Source organism: Actinoalloteichus caeruleus DSM 43889 (assembly GCF_000429185.2).
GTDB classification, from domain to species: domain Bacteria; phylum Actinomycetota; class Actinomycetes; order Mycobacteriales; family Pseudonocardiaceae; genus Actinoalloteichus_B; species Actinoalloteichus_B caeruleus.
The window spans coordinates 1-20,420 of the sequence record NZ_AUBJ02000001.1; the positions used below are offsets into that span (position 1 = coordinate 1).

At 68.2% G+C, this 20,420-nt stretch carries 11 protein-coding genes and 3 rRNA genes; 10 read left to right on the forward strand and 4 right to left on the reverse strand.

The window, feature by feature from the left end; translation table 11 throughout:
- Positions 1-491: hypothetical protein (locus tag G443_RS00005; protein WP_253860083.1), on the reverse strand; the 491-nt coding region annotated here is incomplete at its 3' end.
- Between the two features lie 256 nt (positions 492-747).
- Between G443_RS00005 and G443_RS00010 the strand changes: the two genes are divergently transcribed.
- The 3 genes from G443_RS00010 to rrf all read left to right on the forward strand — a co-directional run bounded on the left by G443_RS00010 (position 748) and on the right by rrf (position 5,961).
- A 16S ribosomal RNA gene (locus G443_RS00010) occupies positions 748-2,262 on the forward strand.
- 372 nt (positions 2,263-2,634) lie between these two features.
- A 23S ribosomal RNA gene (locus G443_RS00015) occupies positions 2,635-5,755 on the forward strand.
- 89 nt (positions 5,756-5,844) lie between these two features.
- Positions 5,845-5,961 (forward strand): 5S ribosomal RNA (gene rrf, locus G443_RS00020).
- Together the 16S, 23S and 5S rRNA genes form the textbook arrangement of a ribosomal RNA operon.
- 980 nt (positions 5,962-6,941) lie before the next feature.
- Here rrf and G443_RS00025 read toward each other — a convergent pair.
- Positions 6,942-7,922, reverse strand: coding sequence for a hypothetical protein (locus G443_RS00025; protein WP_081715491.1), 981 nt, complete (start codon positions 7,920-7,922; stop codon positions 6,942-6,944).
- A 310-nt stretch (positions 7,923-8,232) separates the two neighbouring features.
- On the opposite strand from G443_RS00025, the gene G443_RS00030 reads away from it, so the two are divergent.
- The 5 genes from G443_RS00030 (at position 8,233) to G443_RS00050 (ending at position 15,390) form a co-directional block, all read left to right on the forward strand.
- A complete protein-coding gene (locus G443_RS00030; RefSeq protein WP_026419155.1) occupies positions 8,233-9,489 on the forward strand; it encodes a S8 family peptidase in 1,257 nt (418 codons plus the stop codon).
- Positions 9,490-9,525: 36 nt separating this feature from the next.
- Positions 9,526-12,333, forward strand: coding sequence for a M14 family zinc carboxypeptidase (locus tag G443_RS00035; RefSeq protein WP_245588833.1), 2,808 nt, complete (start codon positions 9,526-9,528; stop codon positions 12,331-12,333).
- Between the two features lie 175 nt (positions 12,334-12,508).
- Positions 12,509-13,537, forward strand: a complete 1,029-nt coding sequence (locus G443_RS00040; protein ID WP_030107508.1) for an iron-siderophore ABC transporter substrate-binding protein — start codon at positions 12,509-12,511, stop codon at positions 13,535-13,537.
- Between the two features lie 204 nt (positions 13,538-13,741).
- Positions 13,742-14,506 (forward strand): LLM class F420-dependent oxidoreductase, encoded by a 765-nt coding sequence (locus G443_RS00045; RefSeq protein ID WP_026419158.1) that lies wholly within the window; start codon positions 13,742-13,744, stop codon positions 14,504-14,506.
- Positions 14,503-15,390 (forward strand): alpha/beta fold hydrolase, encoded by an 888-nt coding sequence (locus G443_RS00050; protein ID WP_051314041.1) that lies wholly within the window; start codon positions 14,503-14,505, stop codon positions 15,388-15,390. The genes G443_RS00045 and G443_RS00050 overlap by 4 nt, the downstream gene beginning before the upstream one ends.
- Positions 15,391-15,489: 99 nt before the next feature.
- Here G443_RS00050 and G443_RS00055 read toward each other — a convergent pair whose 3' ends face one another.
- Together G443_RS00055 and G443_RS00060 are read right to left on the reverse strand one after the other, a co-directional pair.
- A complete protein-coding gene (locus G443_RS00055) occupies positions 15,490-16,569 on the reverse strand; it encodes an aldose 1-epimerase family protein (RefSeq protein WP_051314042.1) in 1,080 nt (359 codons plus the stop codon).
- Positions 16,570-16,780: 211 nt separating this feature from the next.
- Positions 16,781-17,404: a superoxide dismutase gene (locus G443_RS00060; protein WP_026419161.1), complete on the reverse strand. Its 624-nt coding sequence runs from the start codon at positions 17,402-17,404 to the stop codon at positions 16,781-16,783.
- Positions 17,405-18,028: 624 nt separating this feature from the next.
- Between G443_RS00060 and G443_RS00065 the strand changes: the two genes are divergently transcribed.
- Together G443_RS00065 and G443_RS00070 are read left to right on the forward strand one after the other, a co-directional pair.
- Positions 18,029-19,201, forward strand: a complete 1,173-nt coding sequence (locus G443_RS00065) for a beta-1,3-glucanase family protein (RefSeq protein WP_026419162.1) — start codon at positions 18,029-18,031, stop codon at positions 19,199-19,201.
- Positions 19,202-19,331: 130 nt separating this feature from the next.
- The gene (locus tag G443_RS00070) at positions 19,332-20,345 is read left to right on the forward strand and encodes an enoyl-CoA hydratase/isomerase family protein (RefSeq protein WP_026419163.1); all 1,014 of its coding nucleotides are present in this window, start codon (positions 19,332-19,334) and stop codon (positions 20,343-20,345) included.
- Positions 20,346-20,420 lie beyond the last annotated feature (75 nt).

Sequence of the window (20,420 nt, forward strand, 5' to 3'; positions counted from 1 at the left end):
TTCACCGCCAACCGGTCGAAAGCGCCGAGTTGACGGAACGAACGAAGATCGGTTACGTTGACCCGGAACCGGAAAACACCGCACACACGGTGCTGCCCGGAACCACACATTGACAACACAGTTCCACGATATTCGGAAACGGTCGTGACCAGGCCAAACCCGGTGAACACCGGATTTGACACCAGGAAACACCGACCGATACGGTGGAACGGCCAGACCGGAAAGAAACACCGGTCCACCGGAAACGGTGCACGGTTCACCACGGTGACACCGACACCCCCGGGAAACACCGGAAACACGGTCTGGTAGCGTTGACAACACAACACGACGGAAACAGCGACGGCCTTCCCGGAAGGGTGGTCAACGGTGATTCCGGTTCCGCTGAGAAAACGGCGGTTTCCACGGAAACCCCGGATTTGACCCGGTGGAAACGAAATGCTAAGCTGGTTCCAGCGAAAAACGGGAACTCCCTGAAACACCGGATGGGACATCACGGGAACGTGGGTGGGGGGTTACCGGACACAAGCTTCAGATACGAGAAGAGTGCGTCCAGGACGACGGGCCCACGATGTGGGGTGGGGGTTCTGGTGTGGCGTGTGTTTTGAGAACTCAACAGTGTACCGATATAATAGCCAGTAGAGCTAAATATGAACCTCGTTAGAGGAGTTCCTTTGAGTGGACGGTGGCATCTCCTGCCCCTCCGGGGTGGGTGTGAGTGTCATGCGTCGAATGTAACAGAATCAAACCTTTATGGAGAGTTTGATCCTGGCTCAGGACGAACGCTGGGCGGCGTGCTTAACACATGCAAGTCGACGCGGTAAGGCCCTTCGGGGTACACGAGCGGCCGAACGGGTGAGTAACACGTGGGCAACCTGCCCTGCACTCTGGGATAACCTCGGGAAACCGGGGCTAATACCGGATACGACCTTCCCCGCATGGGGGTGGGTGGAAAGTTCCGGCGGTGCAGGATGGGCCCGCGCCTATCAGCTTGTTGGTGGGGTAATGGCCTACCAAGGCGACGACGGGTAGCCGGCCTGAGAGGGCGACCGGCCACACTGGGACTGAGATACGGCCCAGACTCCTACGGGAGGCAGCAGTGGGGAATATTGCGCAATGGGCGAAAGCCTGACGCAGCGACGCCGCGTGAGGGATGACGGCCTTCGGTTGTAAACCTCTTTCAGCGCCGAAGAAGCGAAAGTGACGGTAGGCGCAGAAGAAGCACCGGCTAACTACGTGCCAGCAGCCGCGGTAATACGTAGGGTGCGAGCGTTGTCCGGAATTATTGGGCGTAAAGAGCTCGTAGGCGGTTTGTCGCGTCGACTGTGAAAACCTACAGCTTAACTGTGGGCGTGCAGTCGATACGGGCAGACTTGAGTTCGGTAGGGGAGACTGGAATTCCTGGTGTAGCGGTGGAATGCGCAGATATCAGGAGGAACACCGGTGGCGAAGGCGGGTCTCTGGGCCGATACTGACGCTGAGGAGCGAAAGCGTGGGGAGCGAACAGGATTAGATACCCTGGTAGTCCACGCCGTAAACGGTGGGCGCTAGGTGTGGGGGATTTCCACGTCCTCCGTGCCGTAGCTAACGCATTAAGCGCCCCGCCTGGGGAGTACGGCCGCAAGGCTAAAACTCAAAGGAATTGACGGGGGCCCGCACAAGCGGCGGAGCATGTGGATTAATTCGATGCAACGCGAAGAACCTTACCTGGGTTTGACATGCACTGGATCGCCTCAGAGATGGGGTTTCCGTAAGGTCAGTGTGCAGGTGGTGCATGGCTGTCGTCAGCTCGTGTCGTGAGATGTTGGGTTAAGTCCCGCAACGAGCGCAACCCTTGTTCCATGTTGCCAGCACGTAATGGTGGGGACTCATGGGAGACTGCCGGGGTCAACTCGGAGGAAGGTGGGGATGAGGTCAAGTCATCATGCCCCTTATGTCCAGGGCTTCACACATGCTACAATGGCCGGTACAGAGGGCTGCGAAATCGCAAGGTGGAGCGAATCTCTTAAAGCCGGTCTCAGTTCGGATCGGGGTCTGCAACTCGACCCCGTGAAGTCGGAGTCGCTAGTAATCGCAGATCAGCAACGCTGCGGTGAATACGTTCCCGGGCCTTGTACACACCGCCCGTCACGTCATGAAAGTCGGTAACACCCGAAGCCCGTGGCCCAACCCTTGTGGGGGGAGCGGTCGAAGGTGGGACTGGCGATTGGGACGAAGTCGTAACAAGGTAGCCGTACCGGAAGGTGCGGCTGGATCACCTCCTTTCTAAGGAGCATGTATCCCACTGCTTCGGTGGTGGGGTGGTCACTGTCTCAGGCGTGTGTTCTGGGGGTGACTGCTCAGTGGAATTGTGGACTGCTGGTTACCCGCATGGCTGTTCTGCTGTGTGGTGGTGAGTACGGCTCCTGCTTTCGGGTGGGGGTGGGGAAAGCTGCTGTGTGGTGGGGTGGTGGTGTGGTCGGTGCACTGTTGGGTCCTGAGGGAACACGCGTGGTGCGTGGGTCTTCTGGTGGTGCTGTCCCCGAGTGCCATACCGTCTGGCGTGCCCCTGGTGGGTGTGCGGGGTTGGTGGTGCTGGTGTGGGGGTGGTGGCCGGTTGTTCTTTGAGAATTACACAGTGGATGCGAGCATCTTTGTGGTCAAGTAAGTAAGGGCACATGGTGGATGCCTGGGCATCAGGAGCCGATGAAGGACGTGGGAGGCCGCGATAGGCCTCGGGGAGCTGTCAACCAAGCTGTGATCCGAGGATTTCCGAATGGGGAAACCCGGCCAGAGTCATGTCTGGTCACCCGCACCTGAATATATAGGGTGTGTGGAGGGAACGCGGGGAAGTGAAACATCTCAGTACCCGTAGGAAGAGAAAACAACCGTGATTCCGTGAGTAGTGGCGAGCGAAAGCGGATGAGGCTAAACCGTGTACGTGTGATACCTGGCAGGGGTTGCGTATGCGGGGTTGTGGGACCCACCGGTCGAGGCTGCCATCTCGGCGAGGAGTCAGAAAACATGGTGTTAGCGGAAGACGTCTGGAAAGCGTCAGCGTAGAGGGTGATACTCCCGTACGTGAAAGCACTGTGTCTCCTGGAGGGGATCCCAAGTAGCAGCGAGCTCGTGGAATTTGCTGTGAATCTGGCGGGACCACCCGCTAAGCCTAAATACTCCCTGATGACCGATAGCGGACTAGTACCGTGAGGGAAAGGTGAAAAGTACCCCGGGAGGGGAGTGAAATAGTACCTGAAACCATGTGCCTACAATCCGTCAGAGCCTCCGTTGTGGGGTGATGGCGTGCCTTTTGAAGAATGAGCCTGCGAGTTAGTGATACGTGGCGAGGTTAACCCGGGTGGGGTAGCCGTAGCGAAAGCGAGTCTGAACAGGGCGTCAGAGTCGCGTGTCCTAGACCCGAAGCGGAGTGATCTACCCATGGCCAGGGTGAAGCGCGGGTAAGACCGCGTGGAGGCCCGAACCCACCAGGGTTGAAAACCTGGGGGATGAGCTGTGGGTAGGGGTGAAAGGCCAATCAAACTCCGTGATAGCTGGTTCTCCCCGAAATGCATTTAGGTGCAGCGTCGTGTGTTTCTCATCCGAGGTAGAGCACTGGATGGCCGATGGGCCCGACAAGGTTACTGACGTCAGCCAAACTCCGAATGCGGGTGTGTGAGAGCGCGGCAGTGAGACTGCGGGGGATAAGCTTCGTAGTCGAGAGGGAAACAGCCCAGAACGCCGGCTAAGGCCCCTAAGTGTGCGCTAAGTGGAAAAGGATGTGGGGTCGCCCAGACAACCAGGAGGTTGGCTTAGAAGCAGCCATCCTTGAAAGAGTGCGTAATAGCTCACTGGTCAAGTGGTCCTGCGCCGATAATGTAGCGGGGCTTAAGCGCACCGCCGAAGCCGTGTCATTCACATGTAGAGCTCCATCTGTCCCTTTTGGGGGGTGGGTGTAGGTGTGTGGATGGGTAGGGGAGCGTCCTGCACTGGGTGAAGCAGTCGCGTGAGCGGGTGTGGACGGTGTGGGAGTGAGAATGCAGGCATGAGTAGCGAAAGCAGAGTGAGAAACTCTGCCGCCGGATGACCAAGGGTTCCTGGGCCAGGTTATTCCGCCCAGGGTAAGTCGGGACCTAAGGCGAGGCCGACAGGCGTAGTCGATGGACAACGGGTTGATATTCCCGTACCCGTGTGGATGCGTCCCTGGCGAGGCTGGTGATACTAACCGCCCGTGGTGCTGTCCTGCTTTCGGGTGGGGTGGTGGCCATGCGCGGGATCTGAGCTGGTAGTAGCCAAGTGATGGGGTGACGCAGGAGGGTAGCCCCGCCAGTGAGTGGTAGTACTGGTGTAAGCGTGTAGCCAGGAGAGGTAGGCAAATCCGCTTCTCTGTTAATGGTGAGACGTGATGCATAGCCGAATGAGGCGAAGTAGGGTGATCCCATGCTGCCGAGAAAAGCCTCTAGCGAGTGTCTACGCGGCCCGTACCCCAAACCGACACAGGTGGTCAGGTAGAGAATACCAAGGCGATCGGGTGAACTGTGGTTAAGGAACTCGGCAAAATGCCCCCGTAACTTCGGGAGAAGGGGGGCCGTGTGGCGTGAAGCCCTTCGCGGGCTAGCGTTGTGTGGCCGCAGAGACCAGGGAGAAGCGACTGTTTATTAAAAACACAGGTCCGTGCGAAGTCGTAAGACGATGTATACGGACTGACGCCTGCCCGGTGCTGGAACGTTAAGGGGACCGGTTAGTCCTTCGGGGCGAAGCTGAGAACTTAAGCGCCAGTAAACGGCGGTGGTAACTATAACCATCCTAAGGTAGCGAAATTCCTTGTCGGGTAAGTTCCGACCTGCACGAATGGCGTAACGACTTCTCCGCTGTCTCAACCACAGGCCCGGCGAAATTGCACTACGAGTAAAGATGCTCGTTACGCGCGGCAGGACGGAAAGACCCCGGGACCTTTACTATAGCTTGGTATTGGTGCTCGGTTCGGCTTGTGTAGGATAGGTGGGAGACTGGGAAGCGGTCACGCTAGTGGTCGTGGAGTCAATCTTGAAATACCACTCTGGTCGTACTGGGTGTCTAACCTCGGACCATGATCTGGTTCAGGGACAGTGCCTGGTGGGTAGTTTAACTGGGGCGGTTGCCTCCCAAAGGGTAACGGAGGCGCCCAAAGGTTCCCTCAGCCTGGTTGGCAATCAGGTGTTGAGTGTAAGTGCACAAGGGAGCTTGACTGTGAGACTGACGGGTCGAGCAGGGACGAAAGTCGGGACTAGTGATCCGGCACTGGCTGGTGGAAGCGGTGTCGCTCAACGGATAAAAGGTACCCCGGGGATAACAGGCTGATCTTGCCCAAGAGTCCATATCGACGGCATGGTTTGGCACCTCGATGTCGGCTCGTCGCATCCTGGGGCTGGAGTAGGTCCCAAGGGTTGGGCTGTTCGCCCATTAAAGCGGCACGCGAGCTGGGTTTAGAACGTCGTGAGACAGTTCGGTCCCTATCCGCCGCGCGCGTTGGAGACTTGTGGAAGGCTGTCCCTAGTACGAGAGGACCGGGACGGACGAACCTCTGGTGTGCCAGTTGTACCGCCAGGTGCATGGCTGGTTGGCTACGTTCGGAAGGGATAACCGCTGAAAGCATCTAAGCGGGAAGCCTGTTCCAAGATGAGGTCTCCCACCCACTTTGTTGGGGTAAGGCCCCCAGTAGACGACTGGGTTGATAGGCTGGAGATGGAAGCACGGTAACGTGTGGAGTTGACCGGTACTAATAGGCCGAGGGCTTGTCTACGAAGGTGTTACGCATCCACTGTGTGATTCTGGGAGTGCAACTGGCTCCCTGCCCTGGGGTTGGTTGGGGTGGGGTGTTGGTTAGAGTGTTTCGGTGGTGATAGCGAGAGGGAAACGCCCGGTCCCATTCCGAACCCGGAAGCTAAGCCTTTCAGCGCCGATGGTACTGCACCTGTGGGGGTGTGGGAGAGTAGGACGCCGCCGAACTTTCTTTCACCGGTGGGTGGAGGGGAATGTGGTTGAGCACCTGGTGGGTGCTCCCGGTTCTCCTCCACCCACTTTTTTGTGCGCCCAGGAACCGGAGCTCCGCGTTCGGGGGAGGGGCGGGTTGGTCGGCGTCCGAGCGGTGCCGAACCGTTCCACCGCCAGGGTTGGTCAGGCGTTCCCGGTGCTGTCCGTTCCCCTGTGCGGTCCCCACCCAGTGACGGCCACGGTCCCGTCTGCCCGGAACCCGTCCGGCGGCCCCCGCCTAGGGGGCGCAGATGGACGACCAGGAGGCAGGCAGCCGGCCTTCGCCGTGGGGTGGTCCCCGAGGCCGTGACCGCCCTCGGACGGCGGACCCCACGACTGGCGGCTCGGCTCGCCGGACGGGGTGGTGGCCCAGCGGCGCGCACCGCCCCGAGGGCGGCCTCGGCGTCCCCTCCGGGGCCTTCCCGGTGACCCGGGACTGGGGCAGCGTCAGGGACGGCTGACTGGTCGTGGTCGGGGTCGACGAGACGAACCAGCGGTCGACTGGCGAACCCGCGGTCGGCTTCGGGCGTGACCGTCACCGCTGGCGATCCGGTCCCCGGTCGTCGGTGGCGAGCGCACCTGCTCCACGGACGTGCGGGTTCCGAGGCCACGTCGAACGAGGGGAACGGCCAGTCCCTCGAACGGTCGAGGGCTCCGTCGAACGGAATCAGCGGGTGGGCCTGGCGGCGGAGGTCGGCCAGCCGGGAACGCCGGGTCGCCGAAGGTGTCACGCATCCACTGCCCGGCCGGCGCGCCAGGGCATCAGGCCGACGGAGGACCGGTCCCCGTCCCGTCCGTCGTCGGGCGGCCGCTCCTCCCCGGCACTCCGGCCGGGGAGAAGCCTCCCGCTCACCGGCGAGAGACCCGAGTGGCGGTTCCGCGGCGGTCTCCCGCCATCACCCTCCGGTCCGAACGGGGCCGGTGCCGGCGAAGACCTCGTGACGGACGGCGCGTGCTCACGGTGCCGGCCACCCCCAGGAGATGCCGACCGTCCCGGGAGGCACGTCCAGCTCGACCACGTGCGCGCACTGCTCCGGTCCCAAGGTCAGAGGCGACCGCGACGGGGCCTTGCGCCGATCGGCGGGGCGGACGAAACGGTGCGGGGCCACGGGAAGGGCCTCGGGGGAGAAGGACACCTCCAACAGGTACTCCCGCACCGGAGCGACGAACCTCCTGGAACACTCCGTCGTCCGCGTGGCGGCGGGCCTGCCCGGCTGGGCGCGCAGCTCGAACTCCAGGATGGTGGTCGCCCCTCTGGCCAACGGCCCCGGCAGCACGAGTTCGGCCACCACCAGCCCGGTGCCACCGGACCGGGCCACCCTGCCCACCCGGCAGTTGCGGATGGCGTGCGGGGTGAGGCTGGGCAGGCCGGGGCGTTCCGGGTCGAACACGACGAGGCAGCGGTCCGGCCCCTCCCCCCGGGCGCGGAGCACCTGCCGCGTCCGAATTCGGCGGACGTCGCCCGAGCCGCCGATCGAATAATGGTCGTGGTGACTGATTCGTTCCAGCATGGTGTCCGACCGGATGTCGAATGAGGACAGCAGCTCGGGCACCGCCGGCACCTCCGGCCACAGCGACGCGATGGACGGGATTGTTAATCGCCTGTTTCTTCCCCTGGGTCTGGGTGGGCCGAGCAGGGAACGGAGAGCGGTCGGCGGCAGAGTGAGCAGGCTTTCCAGCTGCCGCAACGCGTTCAGCGATTCCCGCCGTTCGGGCCGGCTGCGGCCGGACTGCCAGTAGCTGAGCGTGGCGACGCTGATGTGGTGACCGTGCTGCTCCAGCCGGTACCTGATGCGGTCGAGGCTGAGCCCGCTCGCCGCGATCGCCGCTCGCAGGGTGCTGGGGAATGGCTCGTCAGCCGGTGATGTGCGGTCGGTGGTCTGGCGGGTTCCGTCCCCGTCGACCTGGTCGCTCGTACTCCACGTGGCACCGATCATGCTCACTCCTCGCAGTCGGATCGCACTCCGGCTGACGTTAGTGCGGGGCGTTCTCCCGTGGCAGCCCCCGCGTGCCGTGAATTCCGGAGTCCGGGAACTGGGCGACGGCGCTCATCTGTTAAGTGTCAAAACCCGGTCCTTTCCACCGCCCTGTTTTCTTCCTAGCATCGGTGCAGCATCACGAATTACCGCCAACAGTGTTCCGTGTTTCGTTCTTGTGACGTAATTCGTGGTGATCGGGAGTAACGGTGATCGGTTTCGGTTTCGCATGCCCGGACGCGGCGGAACCGTACCCGGAAGGGATTCAGGGATGACGAACAACTGGCGGAACTACCTACGGACGTTCGGCGGTGTCGGAGCCGCCGTCGCGCTGTCACTGACCGCGCTGACCGGGGCGGCCGGTGCCAACCCGACGGCGGACCAGGTCGGGAAGGTGCTGCACGCGGACTCGGCACGGGCGATCAAGGGCAGCTACCTGGTCGTGCTCGACGAGACGAGCCCTCGGCTGGCCTCCGGCGTGACCGCCACCGCCGACGGGCTGGTCACCCAGTACGGCGGCAGCGTCGAGCGGACCTACTCCACGGCCATCCAGGGTTTCGAGGCCGCGCTCACCGAGGGGCAGGCCCGCCGGCTGGCCGCCGACCCGTCGGTGGCCTACGTCGAGCAGAACCAGCGGGTGAGCATCGACCTGACCGCCGCCCCGGCCACCACGCGTGACGTGGGCGTCCAGGCCGTGCAGACCAACCCGCCGTCCTGGGGCCTCGACCGCGTCGACCAGCGGAACCTGCCGTTGGACAACCGGTACGAGTACACCACCACCGGTAGCGGCGTCACCGTGTACGTGCTGGACACCGGCGTCAACATCAGCCACCCGACCTTCGGCGGTCGGGCGAGCTACGGCTACAACTTCGTCAACAACACGCCCAACGCCGAGGACGGCAACGGGCACGGGACGCACGTGGCGGGCACCGTCGCCGGGTCCCAGTTCGGTGTGGCCAAGAACGCGCGGATCGTGGCCGTGCAGGTCCTCGGTGCCACCGGTGGCGGCACCACCGCCGGGGTCGTCGCCGGCGTGAACTGGGTGGCCGCGAACGCCAGCGGTCCCTCGGTCGCGAACCTGAGCCTGGGTGGCGGCGTGTCCACCGCCCTTGACCAGGCCGTCGTCAACGCCATCAACAGCGGCGTCACCCACGTGGTGGCGGCCGGGAACAACAACGGCAACGCCAACAACTACTCGCCGGCCCGGGTCGGCCCGGCGATCACGGTCGGGGCGACCACCAGCACCGACGCCCGCGCCTCGTACTCCAACTTCGGCAAGGTCGACATCTTCGCACCCGGTTCCAACATCACCTCCGCCTGGCGCGCGGGTGGCACCTACACCGGCAACGGCACCTCCTTCGCGTCCCCGCACGTGGCCGGTGCCGCCGCCCGTTACCTCCAGAGCAACCCCGGCGCCACTCCCGCCCAGGTGAAGAGCGCGCTCCAGTCGTGGGGCACCAGCGGCATCGTGACCAACCCGGGCACCGGTTCCACCAACCGCCTGCTGTACGTGCCGCCGGCGAGCTGACCGGGTCCTCCTCGCGAACCCACCTCGCGTCCACCGGTGGCCGGCTCCCTGACGGGAACCGGCCACCGGCCGTTGGACGCGGTTGTCCCGGGGGCGGGGGTGGCCGTGCTGGCCGGCCGAGGACCAGGGGAGACGTCGAGAGCGGGGAACGACGCGGTCGGCAAGTCCCTGACCACTGCCTGGGACGCCGTTGACCGGCGGTCCCACTCGGTCTTGGGTACCGGTGACCGGATCACCGCCACCACAGGAGTTCATGTGCGCATCTCCCGTCCCACCGCCGGGTTGCTCGTCGCGGCCCTGGTCGCGGCCACGGCCGCGGCGGCACCTCCCGCCACCGCGGCCGAGCCACCGCCTCCCGACGCCCCGCCAGGGGTGGACGTCTCGGACCGGGACGCGGTCCTCGCGGCGGACCTGGCCGACCCTGCCCGGGTGCGACCGCGTGGCGAGAACCGGCCGGGCACCCCGGGGGAGCGAGTGGAGGCCGGGACGCCCAGCTCCTTCTCCGAGTCGGACGAACGCGGGTACCCCCGGCGGACCCAGTTGCGGATCTACCCCGACGACCCGGCCGACAGGTCGGTCAAGTTGGGCCTCGTCCCGTACCACGAGCTGGCTCCCCGGCTCAACGACCTCCAGGCCGAGAGCGACCGGGTCTCCGTCGAGGTGCTCGGCGAGTCGGTGCTCGGGCGTGACATCTACCTCGTCACCCTCACCGCCCCCGAGACCCCGGAGGACAGCGCCCGGCAGCGGCGGTGGCGGGACGCGATCCGCACCGACCCCCGCGCCGCGGCGGCGGACGAGGAACTCCGCGCCGGGTACAAGGCCCCGATGTGGTTCAACGCCAACATCCACGGTGACGAGTGGGAGGGCACCGACGGGTCGCTCCGCGTCATCGAACAGCTGGCCACCAGCGAGGACCCCGAGGACCTCCGGCTGTTGGAGACGTCCAGGCTCTACTTCACGGTCTCGCACAACCCGGACGGCCGGGTGGCCGGCACCCGGCAGAACGCGGCCGGTTTCGACCTGAACCGCGACTTCGTGACGGTGGCCAACCCGGAGACGGAGGCCGTGCGGAAGGTGGCGATCAACGGCCAGTCGCTGGTGATGTTGGACCTGCACGGCTACGTGAACCCGACGCTGCTGAGCCCGAACACCGCCCCGCACGTGCAGAACGCCGAGTACGACCTGTACCTCAAGCACGCCTGGCCCAACGCGTTGGGCATGGAACGGGCCATCGCCGGGCTCGGCCACCCCGAGACCCAGCGGGCCGACATCCCGATCCGGGACCGCGCGCCGGGTGACTGGGACGACTGGCTGCCGATGTACACGCCGATGTACGCGATGTTGCAGGGCACCCACGGTCACACCGTCGAGGTCCCGTTGCGGGTGAACCGGCAGGACTACGAGAACCAGCCGGTGGCGGAGCTCCGCCGCAGGGCGGCGGTGAACACCGACGTCGCCGAGGCGACCATCCTGAGCACCATCGACTACGTGGACGCCAACCGGGACGAGTTGGTCGCCGACCAGATCGAGTTCTTCCGCCGCGCGGGGGCCGGGGAGCAGCAGCGGCGCATCCCCGACGACTACATCCCCGGCTTCGGGGAGGCGGACCGGTACACCACCGAGTTCCCCCGGGGCTACGTGATCCCGGCGGCCGGGGAGGGCATCTCGGAGCCGGCGGCGGCGCGCCTGGTGAACCTGTTGCTGGACAACGGTGTTGAGGTGCGGCGCACCGAAGCTGGCTTCCGCGTGGGGCGGGAGGAGTACCCACCCGGTTCGTACCTGGTGGACCTGCGGCAGCCTCGCCGCGCGATCGCGAACTCGCTGCTGGAGGACGGTGCCGATCTGACCGAGCGGGTGCCCAGGACCTACGCGAACTCGGCGCTGAGCCACGGGTTGTTGTGGGGGGCCGAGGTGGCGCCGGTGCGGGGTGGGCTGACGGTGCGTTCCCGTCCCGTGGAGGAGCCGGTGGCCTCGGGTGGCGTGGACGTCGCCCCGGGCCGGGACCTCGCCGTCGCCCTCACCGACGGCAGTGACATCCGGGCCGTGAACGACCTGCTCGGCCGGGGTCACCAGGTGCACAGGTCGTCCGAGGGCGTCATCGTGGTGCCGGCGTCGGCGCGCGCCGACGCGTTGGCCGCGTCCCGTGAGCACGGTGTGCGCTTCACCGAGGCCCCGAGCGGTGACGAACGGACTCCCGTGGGACAGCGGCCGGTGGTGGCCGCGGCCGTGTCACCGGACGAGCTGGTCGCGTTGCGCGGTATGGGGTTCGAGGTGCGGCCGGTGTCGACCGCCGTCCTCAACGAGGGGTTCGACTGGCGCCGGGTGGACGTGCTCTACGTGTCGGCGGGTCTGGAGCTGTCCGGTCTCCGCGAGGAGGCACGCGCGGACCTCACGGAGTTCCTGGGCAGCGGTGGGGTGGTGACGCGCGGCGCGGTCGGGGCCCGGTTCAACACCGAGGCCGGCCTGCTGCCCGTCGACGTCGTCCGGGGCCGTTCCGACGCCAACGGCATCGTCGAGGTCGGCGCCGGTGACGGGTGGGTCGGCTCCGGTGCGGCCCCGCACTCCTTCGTCTACTCACCCCTGTGGTTCGAGGGCCTCGGCGACGGGGTGACCGTGGAGCAGCGGTACGGCCCGGACGCGCCGCTCGTGGCGGGCCACTGGCGACCCGAGCAGGACGGCACCGGCGGTCAGGTGGAGGCGGCCGGGCGGCCGGCCGTGGTGTCCGGCGTCGGTGGCGCGGGGACACCGACCGTGCTGTTCGGCACGGAACCCCTGTTCCGGGATCACCCGAAGGGTTTGTACTCGCAGGTGGCCAGGGCTCTCTACTGGACGGCGAGTTCCTGACCCGCTGACCGCTGGGGTGGGGTGGCCGCCGGAGCGGTGGTCGCCCCACCCGCCGCCCGTGGGAGCGGAGCGTGGTGAGGTTAGCCTTGGCTTGGTCGCGGTCGGGTGGCGGATCGCGTCCGCCACCCGGGAGACCCCGGGTGGCAGCCGTTCCGCGCGAGGAGAGCACAGCAGCATGAACCGGTTCCCCAGCGTCCGTACCCGTGGCCTGACCAGGCGGCACTTCCTGATCGGGGGTGCCGGGGCGACGGTCGCGTTGCTCGCCGGCTGCGCCGACGGGTCGGGTGGTGACACCGGGGCCGGGGCCAGCGGGGCACCCGCCGCCGAGGGTTTCCCCACCTCGGTGGACCACCAGTTCGGGACGACCGAGCTGGACCGGGCCCCGGAACGGGTGGTGGCCCTCGGGTGGGGGGACGGCGACACCCTGCTGGCGCTGGGAGTGGTGCCGGTGGCTTCGGTCGACTGGTTCCGCGCCTACGACGACGGGTTCGGGCCGTGGGCCCGGGAGAGGCGGGGGGACGGCGAGGTCGAGGTGCTCACCGGCCCCGAGTTCTCCCCGGAGGGCATCCTCGCCCAGCGGCCGGACCTGGTCACCATGACCAAGTCGGACAACGACCGGTCGGTGTACGAGATGTTCGCCGAACTCGTGCCGACCCTGTCCGGGCCGGCCACCGACATCAGTTACGGCACCCACTGGCGCGACCAGACCCGGCTCATCGCCGAGGTGCTCGGGCGCCCGGAGGAGGGCCAGGCCCTCATCGGTGAGGTGGAGGACGCCTTCGCCGATGCCCGGGCGCGGTACCCCCAGTTCGAGGGGCGCACCTGTTCGGTGGTGTGGTGGGACGAGGCGTCGTACGCCGCCTACGTGGAGGGTGACACCCGGGTGGACACCCTGCGGGACCTCGGGTTCGTCAACTCGCCGGCGATCGAGGAGCTGCGCGGTGGTGACGGTTTCACCGTGGACGTCTCCCGGGAGGAGGCCGGGTTGCTGGAGGCGGACGTCTGCGTCGTCGTCAGCATGCAGCCGGCCGAGCGCATCGAGCAGGACACCCTGCTCCAGGGGACCGCGATGGCGCGGGAGGGGCGGATGATCGTGCTCAGCGACGCCGACGCGCAGAACGCGTTCTCGATGGGCACCGTCCTCAGCCTGCCCTACGCGCTCGACCTGCTGCTTCCCCAGCTCGCCGAGGCGTTGGCCGACTGACGGGGGGTGCCGGCGGTGGTGTGACGGGCGGTGGCCGGACGAGGCCAACCGCGGCACACGGGGGAATGCGGGTGACCGCCGGGCGTGCTGGTGGCTAGTCTCGGCAGCGGGACCGCCGCCGGTCCCGCTCGTGGAGCGGGAAACGCCTTCCCGTCCCGGTTCCGCGTCCACATCGGTCGGCTCACAGCAGTCTGGAGATAGCGCGTGCAGCAGGTGAAGATCGGTGTCCAGCTCGAACCCCAGGCCACCACGACCGAGGCGCTGCGCCGCGCCTGGACGGGGGCCGACGAACTGGGGCTGGACACCGCCTACGTCTGGGACCACTTCTACCCACTCCACGGTGACCCGGACGCCGCCCACTTCGAGGCCTACGCGTTGCTGGCCGCGATGGCGGTCGAGACGTCCCGCATCCGGTTCGGTGCCCTGGTCACCTGCAACAGCTACCGCAACCCCAACCTGTTGGCCGACATGAGCCGGACCATCGACCAGCTCGGCGGGGGCCGGTTCATCCTCGGCATCGGTTCCGGGTGGTTCGAACGGGACTACACCGAGTACGGCTACACCTTCGGCACGGCGATCGGCCGCCTCCGGAAGCTGGAGACCGACCTGCCGGTGATCAAGCAGCGGCTCTCGGTGCTCAACCCCGGCCCGGCCGGCCCGATGCCGATCCTGATCGGCGGTTCCGGGGAGAAGGTGACGCTGCGGCTGGTGGCCGAGCACGCGGACGCCTGGAACGCCTTCGGCCCGCCGGACAACTTCGCGCACAAGAACCGGGTGCTGGACGAGTGGTGCGAACGGGTGGGCCGTGACCCCCGGGAGGTCCACCGCACGGTCCTCATCCGCCCGCACGAACTCGAGACGTGGCGGGACTACGTCGAGGCCGGTGCCCAGGAGCTGATCGTCTCCCTGGAGGACCCGTTCCCGCTGGACGGGGTCGCCGAGCTGCTGCGGGAGGTGCGGGCGGCGTGAGGTCGTCCCGCAGGCTGCCGGTGGGGGACGTGGAGCTGTGGACCGAGAGCATCGGTGACCCCGCGAACCCCCCGGTGCTGCTCGTGGCGGGCGCGAACTCCTCGGCGCTGGGCTGGCCGGACGAGTTCGTCGCCCGCCTCGTCGACGGCGGGCGACGGGTCCTGCGCTACGACCACCGTGACACCGGCAGGTCCACCACCCGGCCGTTCTCCGACGCGCCGTACCCGGTGGCCCGGCTGGCGGAGGACGCGCTGGGGGTGCTCGACGGCTGGGGGCTGCGGTCGGCGCACGTGGTGGGTCTCTCGCTCGGCAGCACCCTCGGCCAGCTGCTCGCGCTGGACCACCCGGAGCGGCTGCGCGGCCTCACCCTGATGCTGGGGGCGGCGCTCGACGTGGACTTCGTGGGCAACCTGCGGCGGGCCCACACCGGGGAACCCGACCCGGGCGGTCTGCCCCTGCCCCGCCGGGACGTGCTCGACGTGCTGGCCCGGCGGGCCGAGCCGCCCTCGGACCGGGCGGCCGCGCTGGACCGCCGCGTCGAGGAGTGGCGGGCCCTCGCCGGGCCCTCGGTGTTCGACGCGGCCGAGTTCCGCCGCTGGGAGGAGCGCGCCATCGAGCACGCCGGCACCCTCGAGCAGCCGAGCGCGCACGGCGCGGCGGAACCCGTGCCGACCGAGCGGGGCCGGGAACTGCGCGGCGTTCGGGTGCCGACTCTGGTGGTCCAGGGGGAGCTCGATCCGCTCAACCCGCCGCCGCACGGGCGGCACCTGGCCGACCTCATCCCCGGTGCCGTCCTGTGGGAGGTGGCGGGGCTGGGGCACGCGCTTCCCGGTGCCCTGCACGGGGTCCTGGCCGACCGCATCCTCGCGCACACCGCGGAGTGAGCCGCCCGGGAGCCCCGTACCGGGTGGTCCGGCCGGCGCGGCCCGGGCATCGGCCGTCCTGCCCGCCGCACCGACCGGGAGCGGCGGACCGGGTCGGTGTCAGGCGGAGCGCAGCCCCCAGCTCCCGTGGAACTCCGCTCCGGGGTCGAGCAGCACGAGCCCGTCACCGGAGTTGAACGCGTCCGGGGCGCAGGTCATCGGTTCGACGGTGATACCGGCCCGGCCCGCGCGGCCGGGCGGTGGGCCGTCGTCGGTGTAGACCTGGAGGTAGCGGTAGTTCTCGTCCACCCAGAGCTCGATGGTCGGGCCGCCCCGGCGGCTCAGCCGGGTCACGGCGGTGCCGTCCGCCTCGCGGAGGAGCCGGGTGTAGGCGGTGTCCAACTCGGTCGTGCCGAGCTCGCGGGGGACGCGGAAGTCCATGCCGGTCCCGTCGACCTCGGCGATCCCGGTGGGCAGCAGTCGGTCGTCGACCGTGTAGTAGGCGTCGGCGGGCAGCCGGACCCGCATGTCGTCAATCGTCTCCGAGCCCAGCTGGAAGTACGGGTGGAACGCCGCGCCGAACGGCGCCCGCGCCCGCCCGAGGTTGGTCGCGGTGAGCCGGGCACGGATGCCCCGCGCGCTGACCGCGTACTCCATGCGCAGGCCGAGCCGGAAGGGGTACCCGTACTGGGGGTGGAGCTGGTAGTCGAGCACCACCCGGTCCCGGGAGTGCTCGACGGGTTCCCACTCCACCCAGTTCACCAGGCCGTGCAGGGCGGTGTTCCGCTCGGGTTCGTTGACGGGGACCTGGTACTCCGCGCCGTCGAAGGTGTAGTGGCCGCGGTCGATGCGGTTGGGCCAGGGCACGATGGTCTTGCCCTGGTAGCTGTCGCCCACCGAGTGGGGTTCGTGGGTGAGCAGCCGTTCCTCGCCGTCGACCTTCCAGGACAGCAGGGTCGCCGCGACGCCCGCGACGACGACGGCGTGCCGACCGGCGCGGATCTCGTACAGGCGGCCGGTGGCCTCCCCGACGGGTGGGCGCGGCCCGGTGGCGGGGTGCGTGCCGGGACCGTCGGCGGTCGAGGCCTGGCTCGTCCCGGCGATGCCCGTCACGCCCAGCAGTCCCAGTCCGCCGGCTGCCCCGAGCGCGGCGCGCCGGGACAGTGCGGATCCTGCGGATCGCTCGGTGCTCCTGCTCATCCTGGGCTCCTCCCGACCGGCGCTGTCGAGGCGTGGTCATCCCATCGTGGGGTACGGCAGGACGTCCGTCACGTCGACGCCGCCGGTCTGTCCGGTCTTCCGTCCGCCCGGCACCGCTGATCGGGGGTGCCGGGCGGACGGCCCCGCGTCGAGCGGGGCTACCGGACGCGCCGCCCGTCCGGTGGGGGAGGGGCGGCCCGGTCGGGTGGGCTCAGGGCAGCAGCAGACCGTTGCGCCCGGCGCGGGCGTCCTCGAAGCGGCGACCGACCTCGGCCCAGTCGACGACGTTCCACAGCGCGTTGACGTAGTCGGGCTTGACGTTGCGGTACTGGAGGTAGAAGGCGTGCTCCCACACGTCGAACAGCAGGATCGGCACCGACGGCAGCACCGAGTTCGCGTGGTGGTCCCTGATCTGCTGGGTGATCAGCCGCTGCCCGATCGGGTCCCAGGCGAGGACGGCCCAGCCGTTGCCCTGGATGGTGGTGGCGACGGCGTTGAACTGGGCGCGGAACCGGTCGAAGGAGCCGAACTCCTCGTCGATGGCGGCCGCGAGTTCCCCCACCGGCTTGTCGCCGCCGTTCGGCGACAGGACCTTCCACCAGATCACGTGGTGGGCGTGACCGGCGAGGTTGAACGCGAGCGTGGTCTGGAGGCCCACGATGGAGCCGAAGTCGTCGGCCTCCCGCGCCGCCGCGAGCTTCTCCAGCGTGTCGTTGGCGCCCTTGACGTAGGCGGCGTGGTGCTTGGAGTGGTGCAGCTCGTTGATCTCGCCGGTGATCGCCGGGGCCAACGCCGAGTAGTCGTAGTCCAGATCCGGCAGGGTGTAGGGGGCCATCGTCGGTCCTGTTCGTCGTTCCGTCGTGGGTACCAGCCCACCCTCCGACCTGAACCGCGCTTGAGGTCAAGGGGTTGTGATCGGAACGGCATCCGGTCGGCGGGGGTGGCGCTGGCGGGGAAAGCCGCGGTGTGCCGGCGCTGGCGGGGTGCCGGCCGGGGGGGCGGGTGCGGTCCCGCGATCGTGTGCGGGCCGAGGACGGTTCGGGCGTTCCGGTCGTGGTGGGGGCCGAGGCGTCTCGGACGCCGGTTCGCCGGGCAGGAGCACCGGCGGGGAACTCCGGTGGTGGTGCACGACCCCCGACCTGTCCGGTTCGGGCGGAAGGGTCCGGTGTCCCACGCCCGGGCGCTCGGCCGCCGGTCGTGGTTCGGGATCGGTGCAGGTAGGACGGTGCTGAACACCCGCCCAGCGTCCGGTGGCCAGCGCTGGGGCACCGGGAGCCGGGACGCTGTCCGCTGTCCTGTTCCGCGTTGGCCCAGCTGCCCGGCCGCTACGCCGTCCGGCCGATTGAAGGGCGTCGACGGGCCAGCTCAGATGGTGCCCAGATCACCGTTACACCGGGCCGCGTCACGGGAAGCCGCCCCTGCCTTTCCCCACCGGGCGAAGAGAACGGAGACCACCACCATGGTGACCAGGCGAATGTTCCTCGGCGGCCTCGCCGCCACCGCCACCAGCGGCGCGTTGATCGGGAGCGGAACCGTCTCCGCCGCGTCCGGGCCTGTCGCCCCGGCCGCCGCGCGGGTGCCCAACTCGCTGCCGTTCACCGTGGTCAACGACAGCGGGCGGTACCCGAACAGCGCGCTGTGGATGCACCTCGTGGGACGCGAACTGCCCTCGGACCGCCCGGTGCGGATGACACCGGACGGGACGCTCGCCTACGTGTCCGCCTCCGACAACGACGCCGACGGTTTCGCCGACTACGCCATCCCGCTCAACGGTGCGGGGGACACCCGGTTCGACCTGCCGATCAACTTCTCCGGCCGGGCCTACTTCTCGGTGACGGAGAAGATCCGGTTCCGCGTCAACCCCGACGACACCCTGGCCTACCCGGCGGGGTGGGTCGAGAGCGACCCGAACTACCGGATCCTGCACGACTGCATGGAGTTCACCTACGACGCGACCGGCATGTACTGCAACACCACCAAGGTCGACATGTTCAGCATGCCGCTGGGCATCGAGCTGACGGGCAGCGAGACGCAGCGCACCGGCTTCCTCGTCGACGGGGGGCGCGAGGCCGTCTTCGCGGCGATGCGGGGCAACCCGGACTTCGCCAACCTCGTCGTCGACGACCTGCGCGTCATCGCGCCGAGCCACGGCATCGACTCCGGCCTGTTCTCCCCCACCTTCTACGACTCCTACGTGGACGCCGTCTGGAACAGGTACCAGAGCGACACGCTCACCGTCACCGCGAACCACACCGACTTCACCGGGCAGGTCCAGGGCGGGCTGTTCACCTTCACCGGCGGCGTCAGCCCCTTCGAGAAGCCGACGACCCGCGACGTGCTGTTCTGCGACGGAGCCCTGCACGCGCCCAACGACGGGATCTCGGGGCCGGTGGCCGCCGTGCTCGGCGCGAGCCTGAACCGGTCGACGCTGCTGGACAGCGCGCGGGCGCCGATCCTGGACCCGGACGCCTTCTACCTCGACCAGACCAGCAACCACTACTCGCGGGTGCTGCACGAGAACATGGTCGACGGGAAGGTCTACGGGTTCGCCTTCGACGACGTCGGTGACTTCGCCTCCTACGTCCAGGACCACGCGCCGGCCGGGATCACCGTGTCCATCAACCCGTTCTGATCCGGCGGCGGGGCCAGCCAGGTCCCCGTCGTCGCGACGGCCCCGGTCGCCCGGGCCGGCCCTTCCTCGGGCAGGCTCGGGCGAGGTCGGCGTCACGGGACACCGACGACGAGCGGACAGGAGGTCCCCAGTGGACACGGTGCGGCACGAGGTCGTCGACGGGGTCGGGCGGCTGGTCCTGGACCGGCCGGCGGCCCTGAACGCCCTGGACCTGGACATGATCCGGGAGATGACGAGGGTGCTGGACGGCTGGCGCGACGACCCGGAGGTCCGGACCGTCCTGGTGGCCGGCGGCTCACCCCGCGCCTTCTGCGCTGGCGGGGACATCCGGGCGGCCCGGGCGGCCAGCCTGGCCGGTGACGAGGAGAACGTGGCCGAGTTCTTCCGCGCCGAGTACGCCCTCAACGGCTTGATCGCCGAGTACCCCAAGCCCTACGTCGCCCTGCTCGACGGGATCGCGATGGGTGGTGGGCTCGGCATCTCCGCGCACGGGTCGATCCGGGTCGTCACCGAACGGTCCCGGTTGGCGATGCCGGAGACCGGCATCGGTTTCTTCCCCGACGTCGGGTCCACCTACTTCCTGCCCCGGCTGCGGGGCGCGTCCGGCCGCCACCTGGGACTCACCGGTGTCCACATCGGAGCAGGGGCTGCCGTGGACACCGGGCTGGCCACCCACCACGTTCCCGCCGAGCGGCTGCCCGACCTGGTCGCCGCGCTGGGAACCGGGACCGCGGCGGAGGTGGTCGCCGGGTTCGCCACGCCCCCGCCGGTGTCGGAGCTCGCGCCGGTGGCCGAGGCCGTCGACCGGTGCTTCGCCGCCGACTCGGTCGAGGAGGTCGTCGCGCGGCTGGAGGCGGAGGCCGGGCCGCACCAGGAGTGGGCGCGCGCCACCTTGGCGACCCTGGCGGCGATGTCACCGACCAGCCTGCACCTCGCTGCCGGCCTGTTCCGGCGCGGTGCCGCCTCCTCGCTGCGGGAGTGCCTGGCCCGGGAGCTGCGGGTGGCGGCGTGGGCCGCGCACAGCCACGACTTCCACGAGGGGGTGCGGGCGCAGCTGGTGGACAAGGACCGCCGGCCGCGCTGGTCGCCGGCCACGCTCGCGGAGGTCGACACGGCGTTGGTCACCCGGGTGCTCGACGGCTGAGGCGCGGACGCCCGTCCCGGAGGGTGGCGGTCGCTCGCTCGTCGACGTCTGGATCGTGTCTGGTTGTCCGGTCGC

Excerpts from the sequence above, each read along its gene's own strand:
- G443_RS00025 (WP_081715491.1), bottom strand. The coding sequence starts at position 7,922 with ATGATCGGTGCCACGTGGAGTACGAGCGACCAGGTCGACGGGGACGGA.
- G443_RS00030 (WP_026419155.1), top strand. The coding sequence starts at position 8,233 with ATGACGAACAACTGGCGGAACTACCTACGGACGTTCGGCGGTGTCGGA.
- G443_RS00040 (WP_030107508.1), top strand. The coding sequence starts at position 12,509 with ATGAACCGGTTCCCCAGCGTCCGTACCCGTGGCCTGACCAGGCGGCAC.
- G443_RS00055 (WP_051314042.1), bottom strand. The coding sequence starts at position 16,569 with ATGAGCAGGAGCACCGAGCGATCCGCAGGATCCGCACTGTCCCGGCGC.
- G443_RS00060 (WP_026419161.1), bottom strand. The coding sequence starts at position 17,404 with ATGGCCCCCTACACCCTGCCGGATCTGGACTACGACTACTCGGCGTTG.
- G443_RS00065 (WP_026419162.1), top strand. The coding sequence starts at position 18,029 with ATGGTGACCAGGCGAATGTTCCTCGGCGGCCTCGCCGCCACCGCCACC.